Origin of the sequence: Brevundimonas sp. (assembly GCF_024711105.1) — a bacterium.
Classification (GTDB): domain Bacteria; phylum Pseudomonadota; class Alphaproteobacteria; order Caulobacterales; family Caulobacteraceae; genus Brevundimonas.
Window position 1 is genome coordinate 1 of the sequence record NZ_JANJTL010000112.1, and the last position, 11,868, is coordinate 11,868.

Annotated in this window: 12 protein-coding genes; all 12 read right to left on the minus strand. The window is 65.4% G+C overall.

What is annotated here, in order from left to right; translation table 11 throughout:
* The coding region (locus Q0M60_RS08430) for a calcium-binding protein (RefSeq protein ID WP_296818224.1) at positions 1 to 2,158 on the minus strand (2,158 nt) is incomplete at its 3' end.
* A 491-nt stretch (positions 2,159 to 2,649) separates the two neighbouring features.
* Positions 2,650 to 3,585 carry a hypothetical protein gene (locus Q0M60_RS08435; protein WP_296818226.1) on the minus strand — a complete coding sequence of 312 codons (936 nt, stop codon included), beginning with the start codon at positions 3,583 to 3,585 and terminating at the stop codon, positions 2,650 to 2,652.
* A 168-nt stretch (positions 3,586 to 3,753) separates the two neighbouring features.
* Complete coding sequence (locus Q0M60_RS08440) at positions 3,754 to 4,116, minus strand: hypothetical protein (RefSeq protein ID WP_296818228.1); 363 nt, start codon at positions 4,114 to 4,116, stop codon at positions 3,754 to 3,756.
* Entirely contained in the window at positions 4,091 to 4,693 is a 603-nt protein-coding gene (locus Q0M60_RS08445; RefSeq protein ID WP_296818230.1) for a helix-turn-helix domain-containing protein, read from the minus strand. The genes Q0M60_RS08440 and Q0M60_RS08445 overlap by 26 nt, the downstream gene beginning before the upstream one ends.
* A gap of 130 nt (positions 4,694 to 4,823) precedes the next feature.
* Positions 4,824 to 4,955 carry a hypothetical protein gene (locus tag Q0M60_RS08450; protein ID WP_296818232.1) on the minus strand — a complete coding sequence of 44 codons (132 nt, stop codon included), beginning with the start codon at positions 4,953 to 4,955 and terminating at the stop codon, positions 4,824 to 4,826.
* Positions 4,956 to 5,326: 371 nt separating this feature from the next.
* Positions 5,327 to 5,725: a hypothetical protein gene (locus Q0M60_RS08455; RefSeq protein WP_296818234.1), complete on the minus strand. Its 399-nt coding sequence runs from the start codon at positions 5,723 to 5,725 to the stop codon at positions 5,327 to 5,329.
* Positions 5,718 to 7,034, minus strand: coding sequence for a site-specific integrase (locus Q0M60_RS08460; protein ID WP_296818236.1), 1,317 nt, complete (start codon positions 7,032 to 7,034; stop codon positions 5,718 to 5,720). The genes Q0M60_RS08455 and Q0M60_RS08460 overlap by 8 nt, the downstream gene beginning before the upstream one ends.
* A gap of 214 nt (positions 7,035 to 7,248) precedes the next feature.
* A complete protein-coding gene (locus tag Q0M60_RS08465; RefSeq protein ID WP_296818238.1) occupies positions 7,249 to 7,908 on the minus strand; it encodes a hypothetical protein in 660 nt (219 codons plus the stop codon).
* Between the two features lie 64 nt (positions 7,909 to 7,972).
* Entirely contained in the window at positions 7,973 to 9,535 is a 1,563-nt protein-coding gene (gene guaA / locus Q0M60_RS08470) for a glutamine-hydrolyzing GMP synthase (RefSeq protein WP_296818240.1), read from the minus strand.
* Positions 9,532 to 10,776, minus strand: coding sequence for an RsmB/NOP family class I SAM-dependent RNA methyltransferase (locus Q0M60_RS08475; RefSeq protein WP_296818243.1), 1,245 nt, complete (start codon positions 10,774 to 10,776; stop codon positions 9,532 to 9,534). Before Q0M60_RS08475 ends, guaA begins: the two co-directional genes overlap by 4 nt.
* Positions 10,777 to 10,783: 7 nt before the next feature.
* On the minus strand, positions 10,784 to 11,188 hold the full coding sequence (locus Q0M60_RS08480; protein ID WP_296818244.1) for an MAPEG family protein: 405 nt from the start codon (positions 11,186 to 11,188) through the stop codon (positions 10,784 to 10,786).
* Positions 11,189 to 11,202: 14 nt separating this feature from the next.
* The coding region (locus tag Q0M60_RS08485; protein WP_296818246.1) for an IMP dehydrogenase at positions 11,203 to 11,868 on the minus strand (666 nt) is incomplete at its 5' end.

The following is an 11,868-nucleotide window of genomic DNA, read 5'->3' on the forward strand; positions in this document are numbered from 1 at the left end:
CGTCGCCGAACAGGCGGTCGTCGCCCAGGCCGCCCGAGACCGTGTCGTTCCCGGCCCGGCCATACAGGAAGTTGTTCGCGTCCGACCCCGTGATCTGGTTGGCCAGCCCGTTGCCGTAGCCGTTCACCGCAGACCCCAGCAACACCAGGTTCTCCAGGTGATCCCCCAGCGTCCGGTTCACCGAACTGCGGACCGTATCAACCCCCTCGCCCAAAAGCTCGAGCGTCTGGTCGCCCCCGGAATCCACCTCATAGACGTCGTTGCCCGAGCCGCCCCGCATCGTGTCCGAACCCGAACCTCCGTCGAGCAGGTCGTCGCCGCCCATGCCGCGCAGGGTGTCGTTGCCGCCGTAGCCGCGAAGCGTGTCGTTGGATCCGCCGCCGTTCAGGTTGTCGTTGCTCTGCCCTCCCGCAAGGTCTCGCCGCGCATCGGCGGAAACCACGCCGTTCACGACGTCGAAGGTCCCATTGGAGAACTGCAGCGCCTCGACGTTGCGGAGTTCGCCGGACCCGTCCGGGTCCGTCACGAAGATCGAACCGCCGGAATAGGTGATCGTGTAAGCCCCGCGCAGGCCGGAGAAGACAGCTACGTCCAGGCCCGCGCCGCCGTCGAGGACGTCGTCGCCGAGGCCTCCACGAAGCGTGTCGTCACCGAGACCACCGCGAAGCGTGTTCGCGTGCGCATTCCCGACCAGCAAGTCGTTGAACGATGAGCCGTCTAGGTTCTCGATTCCGAATAGAACGTCGCCGTCCGCGTCGCCGCCCAGGCCGCTGCCGGTCTGGAGATTGACCGTAACGCCTGCGGACGAGTTCCAATATGATGCGGTGTCTATGCCCTCGCCCCCATCAAGGGTGTCAGCACCTGAGCCTCCTTGAATAAAGTCCGAGCCTCCGCCCCCTTCGAGGACATCGTCGCCTTCGCCGCCCTCAATGCGGTCGTTTCCCGTCATCCCGTACAAGATGTTAGCCTCAGCGTCTCCGATGATAACATCGGCAAACGCTGTGCCGATGACATTTTCCACATCCCGGAGCGTATCAAAACCGGAGACGGAGCTTTGTGATACTTGCAGAAGGAGGTTTATAGTGACCGCCACGGAGGGCAACGATTCGACAGGGGGCCGCCACGACTGGAATGTGACAGTGTCGATGCCCTCTCCGCCGTCAATCACATCATCTCCGAAACCACCTTCGATTATGTCGTTTTCGGCACCGCCAAAAAGATTGTTAGCACCTGCCCCGCCTACGATAATGTCGTCCCCATCCCCGCCCCACACGGAGCCAAAGCCGTCTAAGGAAAGACGGTTAGAGCCCCCGTCGCCAATTAGGTCGCCGGCAGCAGTATGCGCATTCTCGAACCCATTTATTCGGGCGACTGCCCGGATTTCTATCGCGCGGGTTTCGTAGTTGTAGAATGTTCTCTCTAGTTGCCCAGCCAACAAATTGACATTAGTCGGCTCATTTAAGCAAACGAGGGCATCGACACCAGAATCCCCGCTCAAAAGTGCGAGGTCTATCTCAGGATAGACCCGATGCTCGTGGGGAAGAGTAAATTCATTGTAGTAGACGATATCGTCTCCATCGCCGCCGAACATCTCAATTGCTCTGTAGCCGCCCATTCTCCCGTCTTTGGAGACGTACAGGGCATCATCGCCCTCGCCGCCAAACAGGCGGTCGGCCCGGCCGCCGCTAGCCAAGACATCGTTGCCGGCGCCGCCAAGAATCGTGGCTGCATTAGCGCCGCCGATAATTTGGTCGTCGCCCGCGCCCCCGTCCACCCAGGTTGGGGCTCCAATTGTATCTAGCCCGACAACATCGCCGCCGCCGCTGAGAACCCAGCGTTCGATGTTCACGACAATATAACTCTGCCCCCCTACGTAAATCTCGGACCGACCAAAGCCCATGGGGGCGGCGAAATAGGTAGTGCCGGCACCGGACAGGTCCAATACATCAGTGCCTGAACCGCCATCTATATTACCGCGTGTAGTTGATACTGGATTTCCCCACGCAAGACGGATGATGTCGTCACCGGATCCGCCGAAAATACTATCCGGCCCACCCCTCCCATATATGATGTCGTTCCCGCCATAACCAAATATGTCTTCACCGTCCGGCGTCCCGTAAAGGATGTCATCCTCGTCTGTTCCAAATATCTCTGGCATGGGTAGAGCCTCTCTCGGGGCAACCATCGTGAAGCAATTGCTAGGAGAGCGATAGGCGACTTCTCCCGCCACGACTCGCACGCACGTCCTACCGGTAGCGACGTGTTCGAGCAGCTTGGGAAGGACCCTAGATCTAACAGCACGTTAGTCGGCATGAGCCGGGCCTGATCTTGGCCCCGGACCGACTGGCACTGGGAGAAACCCTCCATAGCCAAGCAACCGCACGGGGTGCGAGAGAACGAGCGCTGTTGCTCCTGAGGAGCGCGTCGTTTCTTTGGTCCTTTTCGATACTCGCAGCTCGGATGTGGGTCGCTCCGGAGATCGCCCTGACAGACAGAGCGCCGCTTGTAGGGTCTGTCTTTACGGCCTTATGGACGAGCTAACCCAGCCGTCAGGCCCCGGTCATAGCTGGGTGCGAGGCCGGCGACCTCACACTTTGCCCCTGGCCGCGCCGCTGGTCTTGAAGTCGAGAGTCGCCCGCCGCGTCGTCATCAGGCGGCCTCCGGCTCGGGTTCGGCGTCGGGCTCGTCCTGGTCCTCGATCGGTATGAGAAGGATCTCCGGCTGGTCCTCCGGCCGCAGTCTCGGCTTAAGGCCCGCCAGTTCGGAGACCCGCCTCAGGATGGACTCGGGATAGGAGGTCTCGTGACCGGGCGACCAGAAGGGCGGTTCGCCCGCTCTAAGCGCGGGCAAGAACAGTTCCGCCAGGCGCGGCCCCCGTTCGCGGCGCCGGGCCGGAACGACGGTTTGCTCTTCGAACACCCGGCGTACGACCTTGCTGGAGCCAGGCGTAAGCCCACCATGCTGGATCACGGCGTTGTCGCCAGAGATGCTCTGGATTTCGGCTTCGCGTTCGGTCGGGATGAGGTGACCGCTCGACTCGAAGGTCCACCGCTTCACGCGCCGGCGCTTCAGGACCCGGGCCTCTTCAGGCGGAAGGTCGCGCAACAGGCTCTCGGGCCCCTGGAGCGCTCCCTTGCCCGCGGGGAGGTTCTGGTTGGCCTCCTGGACGGCTAGGTCTGCCTCAGCGCATTGGCGCACCAAGTCCGCCAGTTCGCGAGCCGCTCGAGGATAGATTTCAGCGAGCCGACTGGCAGCCGCGTCGCTGAGCTTCTTCGCCGCCCTGTACTTGGCCGCCGCAGCGCTCTCGGCCTCCCGCTCCCTCACGTCGGTGAGTTGAGCCTCGAGAGCCGCGACGAAGGCGGACGCCCGCTCTAGGCGCTCTTCGGCCTGGGCTTGCTCCGCCTTGAAGCGCCGTAGCGCGTCATCGCCAGCGAGCAAGGCTTGCGAGCGCCGGTCCACAAGAGCCTGAAGCGCCGCGCCGGCCTCCGTCTCCTCCTGCCGCGCTTTGTCGAGCGCCGCCTCAACCGGGCCGCTCGCCGTGGCCTTCAGGGCGTTCTTCAAAGTGTCGATAATTCCCATTTCCATCCGATCCGGGTGGTTCGGAGGAGGCGCAGCCGGGTATGAGCGAGGAAACCGGCTGCGCCCCCTCCACGGCTCTCACCAGCCGTGTCCAAGGAGAACACGGGAATTCTCGGTGATCGGCGGGAGCGTCTCCAGCGAAGAAAACGAAAAAAACGAAGCGCTCAGCGTGCATCAGCCTTGGCGCGTGAGTTTGAGGAAGGCGTCCAGCTTCTCCTCGTACACGCGCCAGCGCCCCCCGGTCTTGATTCCCAGCTCGTAGCGTTGGCACCAGTTAATGATCGTCTCCGGCGTCACTTGGGCCTTGCCGGCGGCCATCTGGGGCGTCGTGACCTTCTGGGGAGCCCCCCGGTCCGGCTGCGCATTCACCTCTGGTGCTCGTGCCCTCATGACGGCGGCATTGGCCTCCAGCCAGGCCGCGAGCCGATCGCGCACGATCAAGGCCACCTCCTCCTCTGTGTAGAGTTTGGAGGCCGACTTAAAGGGGTCATCAGTCGGCGGTCCGGACCGTTCATGCCGCATGGCGTTCACCGCCATGCTGCCGTCTTGGTACGACGGTGCCAGTACCATCATTCCTCGGAGAGCGAACCTCAGAGGACTCCTTCAAAGGTATAGGGCGAACCTCTGCTTCCTCTGTCGGCGTCGCAGATTTGCGTCTCAAAGCCGGTGTGTGAGGCGCAGGGGGATTGCGTCTCAAATCGGCGCTTGAGCGGAACCCCTGCTTCGCTTCATGCAGCTTCGGCCGGTATCGATTTGGGGCCCGCTTGTTCGGGCGGGTCCAGGTCAGGTGACCCTTTGCCTTGAGCTCATCCGCCGCATAAGTGACGGCCCGTTTGGAGACCCCCAAATCCGCGGCGAGTGTGGTTTGGCATGGCCACGCCTCGCCCGTCGTGGCGTTGAGGTAGGAGGACAACCGAAGGCCCATCCGAAGTGCCCCGCGCGACAGGCTGGCGTCCAGGGTCAGTTGTTCGATCCAGCGAAGCTTGTTGGCCAGAAACACCGTGCCGGGCTGCTTGGGCCTCTCTGTGTTATGCAGCTGCAATGGGGTGCGGCGCGAGCCAAGCTCGAGGGCGAAGGCTTCGAACTCGGCCTCAAAGTCACGCTCGACGGTCATGACGAGTCATCCCCGTGCGTGTAGAAATGTGGTGTTCGAGCCGCCTAACCGAACATTGAGCCCCGGTAGCGCCCGCCAGCGCGCCGGGGCTTCGCACGTCTGGCGAAGCCTTCTGAGATCGGAGCACGGCTTAGCTCGTAAGCTGCGAGGTGTTGGTCACCGGCTGGCCGAGCCGCCGCTCCACCCAAGCGTCCAGTTCCTGAACGTCGTAGTAGGGGAAGCGGCCGAGCCTCTGAAACGGCGGGGCCTCGCCACTGGGCACGCCAAGGCAGGCCCACTTCGCCAGCGTCGCCGGCGCGATCTCAAGACCGTGGCGCGTCCGGAGGTACTCTGCGGCCGCCTTGCGACGAAGGCGAGGTTTCGAACTTAGGCTTGACGCCTGCGCCCCGTGACTTTCGTGGATAGAATCTTGCATTTCCAACCTTCGCAACTGAGGACAACTAGACCACCAACACCTCCCGCCAGCACGCAGCCCGCGGCAGTTTCTCCGTTGATGGCCTCGCCCAATTGCGAGGCCTGGCTTACCGATACTTGGTTCGCCTCAAGGCTATTCAGCCCCCCGCCCAATCGCAGGGACCCGAGCCAGTACTCGGAAGTGCCCGAACCACTAGCAATAGACAAAGTCGTGGAGCTTCATGCCGCCGTCAAGGCCATAGTCCCGCCATCGCCGGAATAGGGGCCTTCACCTCCGTAGTTCGGCTGGTCTAGCAGTTCGCCCACGAGTGACTGCATGACCATCCAGTGGCGGTGAGTAAAATCGTCCGTTGACGGCCCAGGCATGTGCCAGGCCGCGACTCTCGCCTTGATCCGCACCTCCTCCTCATTCCTGGCGCGGACCGCCATGATCCGATCCACGAGAGGATCAATCACCTCGTAGTAGGCCTCGACCTGTCCGCTGGCGGAGGCAGGCCAGGAGACAAAAGGCAGTGGTCGCTCCTCGTCCATGGCGCGAGTCGCAGCTTCGAACTCTTCATACAGCGCTGACAGGGACAGGCCCTCGTCAGCCTCCTCGAACTTTTCTTCCTCAGCCATGTTTCATTCTCCGTTTCAGGGGTGTGGGCGCACTCACTGGACGGTGGCTGGCTGCCATAGCGTCCGCGATCTTGGCCGCCGTGCGCTCCGCTACGGCCAAGACGGGGTCAGCGTTGACGTGGCTGTAAAGTTCGGTCGTGCTCGTCTGCCGATGGCCAAGCACCTTCCCCAAGAGGAACAAGCTGGAGCCATTGGCGACGGCGAACGAGGCAAACGAGTGCCTGAGGTCGTGCAGCCGGACATTGCTGAGGTTGTAGGCCACGTGGCCGCCTTGCTCGGCCGCCTTCACCGCCAATGAGGTGGCGCGCCCTCGTACGTGATCCCATGCCCTCTGGAGACCGACCGCGGGGCCGTCGCCGTAGGCAGCCGGAAAGACGAACTCAGACGAACCGCCTCGCCGGCGATCGATGATCTGGAGCGCAGCTGAGGCAATCGGAACGGACCGGGCGCCAACCTTTGAGTCCGGCAGGCGTAGCGCCTGACGCTCGAAGTCGACCCAAGACCATCGCAACCCCAGGACCTCCGACTTCCGGCATCCGGACAGCATGAGCACTCGGATGGCGTCGGCCAGCGCGCTGCCGATGCGCCCTTCGGACTCTAGCTCGTTCACCGCCTGGGCGATGAAGGCCACCTCCCGATCGCAGAGGAAGCGCTCTCGCCGCTCAGACTTGTAAAGGGACACGCCCTTGGCCGGGTTGGCCGACAGCCGGCCGGTCTCCACAGCGAACTGTAGCGTAGCCTTGAGGATGACCGTCGCCATGGACGCTGCCCGGTGCCCTCCTCTGACGATCGCCTTGCCGCGGGCCTTCGTCTTCTCCACGACGGCGCTCTTGCCCGCCGCCACGTCCGCCTGAAAACGAGCGATGTCCGCACGCGTCAGATCCCGGGCGACCTTGCGACCCAGAAGCGGTTTGACGTGGCGCGTCAGGACCGATCGGTCGTGGACCCAGGAGGAAGCCTTCTTGTTTGGCTTATGCGCCGGCCCCTCGTCCAAGTAGACATCGGCCAACTCCGCCACGGTCGGCGCCTTTCGCGCATCTACCTTCGCCGCTTGCGGGTCCAGGCCAGCCTTTACGTCACGCAGCAGCTCGGCCGCTCGAGCGCGCGCCTCGTCCACGGTGTACGGGCTGCCCACCTTGCCTATCGTGAACCGCCGAGTGGCGTTCCCCACGCGGTACTTCAAGACGAAGCTCTTGGTACCGCTCGGCTTAACCCGGACACCGAAGCCGCGAACGTCTGAGTCCCACACAAAGGCCTCGGCGTCTGACGACGCCAGGCTGTCGATAACGCGCTTAGTTAGCCTCGGCATGCCGGCCCCCGGGGAACCGCCAGGGAACCGATGAGCGGCAAATTACCGCCGTCCCCAGCAATCAGTGGAAGCGACGCTAGACCCGCGAATTCCAGCCGCACAAGGGGTCAGCGCGTGTCAGCAATCACGCGGAAACGACGGAAAACACGCCGAGATACAACTTTTAATCAGAGGGTCCTCGGTTCGAGTCCGAGAGGGCGTACCATTTTCCCATCTAGAACCGGTACGTCAGCGCCACCTGAACGATCGGGTAGAAGCGCAGGACGTCGGCGTCCTCCTCGATGCGGGCTTCCTCCTCGCGGAGCTCGGCCTGCAATGTGGGATCGTTCGACAGGGTCCCACCGACCGACACCAGGGAGACGTCTGGTTCCTGGCCAATGGCGACGCCGGCCATGGCGCGCCAGCCCCAGCCGGGGCCCTGGAAGGTGTTGTCCCAACCCAGCCCGGCGACCGGGGCGAAGTCGCCGAAGTCCGCCTCGCCCTCGAGGCGCCCGACCTGGGCCGGGGTGAAGGTCTGATCCCCGACTGTCACCGGGCCGGTGGGCTGGGCGTCGAGTCCGAGCGCTCGCTCTCCGAACAGGGCCCCGCCGGTCACGAAGAAGGACCCGCCGCCGGGGTGGTACTGGGCGAAGGCGCCGAAGACGTCGCTGTCCACCTCGCCGGTGTAGTTGATGTCGTCCACGTCCTGGTCGTGATCGAAGTTCAGGGTCTCGTAGGCCCCACGCACGACGAACCGGTCGGTGACCTGGAACTGCGCCTCGGCGTGAAGTCCGGTCGTGCCGACCCCGGCGCCGACCGCCAGACGATCCTGCGCCAAGGCGGCGCCCGGAATAAGCAGCGCCGCAGACGCCGCGGTGAAGACGAGAATCCGCATGTATGGTCTCCGCATAGACAGGGCGGAAAACCTTTAAGGCGTCGAAATGGTTGCGGCCGAAGGCCTATTCCCACTCGATCGTGCCCGGCGGCTTGGACGTCACGTCATAGACGACGCGGTTTACGCCCCGGACCTCGTTGATGATGCGGGTCGCGGTGCGAGCCAGGACGTCCCAGGGGAACTGGAAGAAGTCGGCCGTCATGCCGTCGGTCGAGGTGACGGCGCGGAGCGCGAGGACCTTCTCGTAGGTGCGGGCGTCGCCCATCACGCCCACGGTCTTGACCGGCAGCAGCACGGCGAAGGCCTGCCAGATCTGGTCATAGAGGCCGGCCTTGCGGATCTCGTCCAGATAGATGGCATCCGCCTCCTGCAGGGTGGCGACGGCGTCCGGCGTGATCTCGCCCGGGATGCGGATGGCCAGGCCCGGTCCCGGGAAAGGATGGCGTCCGACGAAGGCGTCGGTCAGCCCCAACTCGCGGCCCAGCGCCCGCACCTCGTCCTTGAACAGCTCTCGCAGCGGCTCGACCAGCTTGAGCTTCATGTAGTCCGGCAGGCCGCCGACGTTGTGGTGGCTCTTGATGACATGGGCCTTGCCGCTGGACGCCGAGACGCTCTCGATCACATCCGGATAGAGGGTGCCCTGGGCCAGGAACTGGGTGCCCTCGATCTTGGCGGACTCGCGGTCGAAGATCTCGATGAAGACCCGGCCGATCGTCTTGCGCTTGGTCTCGGGGTCCGACTGCCCGGCCAGTTCGCCGAGGAATTCCTTCGACGCATCAACGTGGATAAGCGGGATGTTGTAGTGCTCACGGAAGAGCGTCGTGACCTGCTTGGCCTCGTCCTTCCTCAGCAGGCCGGTGTCGACGAAGACGCAGGTCAGCTGGTCGCCGATGGCCTCGTGGATCAGCACCGCCGCGACCGAGGAGTCCACGCCGCCCGAAAGGCCGCAGATGACCTTGGCGTCGCCGACCTGGGCGCGGATCTGGGCGATCTTCTCGTCGCGATAGGCGGCCATGGTCCAGTCGCCGGACAGGCCCGCGATCCGGTGGGTGAAGTTCTTCAGCATGGCCGCGCCGCGCGGCGTGTGCATGACCTCAGGGTGGAACTGGATGCCGTAGAGGCGCCGGCTCTCGTCGCCGATCACCGCATAGGGCGAGCCCGGCGAGGTGGCGATGACCTCGAAGCCGTCGGGGATGGCGACGATCTTGTCGCCGTGGCTCATCCAGACCGTCTCTTCCTCGCCGACGCCGGCGAGGCCTTCGAGCAGGGGCGAGGCCTTCTGGATGGTGATCTCGGCGCGGCCGAACTCTCGGTGATGGCCACCCTCGACCTTGCCGCCGAGCTGCTCGCACATGGTCATCTCGCCGTAGCAGATGCCCAACACCGGCACGCCCGCGTCGAACACAGCCTGCGGGGCGCGGGGGCTGCCTTCCTCGTGCACGCTTTCAGGGCCACCCGAGAGAATGATCGCCGCCGGGCTCATGGCCTGGAGCGCCGCCTCCGCCTTCGCGTAGGGATGGATCTCGCAGTAGACGTTCGCCTCGCGCAGGCGCCGGGCGATCAGCTGCGTCACCTGGCTGCCGAAGTCGACGATGAGGACGGCCTGGTGCTCGGCGGGGGTGGTCATTTCGGCTCCGATGATTTCTCGAGGACGGCGACGAAGTAGCCGTCCGTTCCGGCTTCCAGCGGTGTGAACCGCGTGCCCGGATTCTTGGCGGTGAAGTCGGGACGGCGTTCGAGGAAGGCGGCCAGCCGGTCCTCGTTCTCCTCGGCGAACAGCGAGCAGGTGACGTAGACCATCCGCCCGCCGGGCTTCACGAAGGGCGCGGCCTGGTCGAGCACGGCGTCCTGCTCGGCCATGCGGCGCTCGAGCTGTTCAGGTGTCAGCCGCCACTTGGTGTCCGGATGCCGCCGCCAGGTGCCGGAGCCTGTGCAGGGGGCGTCGACGAAGACCACGTCCATGCGCCCGTCCAGACCCTTCAGCGCGTCGAGTTCGACCGGAGAACGGACCTGCAGGTTGCGCACCCCCGCCCGCTGGGCGCGCGGAATGATGTCGGCCATGCGCCGCGCGTCGGCGTCATAGGCGTAGAGCTGGCCCGTGTTGCCCATCCGCGCGGCGAGCGCGAGCGTCTTGCCGCCGCCGCCGGCGCAGAAATCGAGCACCTGCTTGCCGGCGATCTCACCCGCCATCTCCACTGTCAGCTGGCTTCCCAGGTCCTGGACCTCGAACCAGCCCTTGTGGAAGGCCGGTATGGTCTCGACCGCGCCGGTGCGGACCGCCGGGTCCGGCGCCGGAATACGCGCGGCGGTCGGTACGGCCACGGCCGGTCCGGCGCCGAGCGGCTGGAGCGTCTTCATGGCGCGCTCCGGGTCGGTCTTCAGCGTGTTGATGCGCAAGTCCACCGGCGCGCGGTGCGCCAGATGTTGACCATGTAGGCCGCGCAGGTCGTCGAACACCCGCGCCATGTGCGGATCGAGCCAGTCGGGATAGTCGCCCTTCACGGGATTGGGCGCGTCGTCCAGCGCGCGCGGCGCCTCCAGTGACGAGCGCTCGGCCTCGCCCAGGGCGCCCGGACCGTGCGGCGCCTCCACGGCCGCCTCGGCGATCCGGTCAGGCGACCAGCGCCAGTCGAAGGCGAGCACGCCGAGGACCGCGGCGCGGGGCGTGTCCTCGCCCATCCGCCAGGCCAGGGAGCGGCGACGCCGCAGGGCGTCCAGAACCAAGCCCGAGACGAAGGCCCGGTCCTTGGCCCCAGCGAAGCGCGAGCGGTCCGACCAGGCCTTGAGCGCGATCTTGGCCGGGACGCGCCGGGTCTCGAGATCGGTGAGGACCTCTATCGCCGCCGTGATCCGCCCGCCGTCTCGCAAACTCGCCTCAGATGAACAGGGAAGACAGGACCATCACCAGCCCGGAGATCGAGACGGCGAAGACAAGGGTCCGCAGGACCGGCACGCCAAAGGCGTACAGCGGCACATAGACCGCCCGGCCGACGACATAGAGCATGGCGCCCAGCTGGGCGTTCGGGTCCTCGGCGCCAGAGATCAGCGTGCCCAGCACGCCCGCCACAAAGAACGGAAAGGTCTCCATGAAGTTGGCCTGGGCCCGCTGGAGGCGCGCGGCCACGCCGGTGATCCGGCGCGGCTCGTCCCGGGCGCTGACGTTGTAGCCGAGACCCGTCTGGCGCGTGACCGCGGCGGCGGTGATGAACACCTGGGCCAGGCCCACGACCACCGCCCATCCCAACCAGTTCAGCAAGCTGATGTTCTCGAGCAACTCCATGGCGCCCTCCCCGGTCAGCCCTGGCGATAGTTCGGCGCCTCGCGCGTGATCATCACGTCGTGGACGTGGCTCTCGCGAAGGCCGGCGTTGGTGATGCGCACGAAGCGCGCGCGCGTCTGGAACTCGTCGATGGTCGCGGCGCCCACGTAGCCCATGGCGGCGCGCAGGCCGCCCACCAGCTGGTGGATCACCGGGCCGATCGGACCCTTGTAGGGCGTCTGACCCTCGATGCCTTCGGGCACGAGCTTCTGGGTCTCCACCTCCTTCTGGAAGTAGCGGTCAGCCGAGCCCGCGCCCATGGCGCCCACCGAGCCCATGCCGCGGTACGACTTGTAGGAGCGGCCCTGGTAGAGGAAGACCTCGCCAGGGCTCTCATCCGTGCCCGCGAACATCGAGCCCATCATGGCCACCGAGGCGCCCGCCGCGATGGCCTTGGCGAGGTCACCCGAATACTTGATGCCGCCGTCGGCGATGACCGGCGCGCCCGAAGCCTTCGCCGCTCGCGCGGCCTCCATGACCGCGGTCAGCTGAGGCACGCCGACGCCCGCGACGATCCGGGTCGTGCAGATGCTGCCGGGGCCAATGCCCACCTTCACCGCATCCGCGCCCGCATCGATCAGGGCGCGCGCCGCATCGTAGGTGGCGATGTTGCCGGCCACGATCTGAAGCCGGTTGTTCTC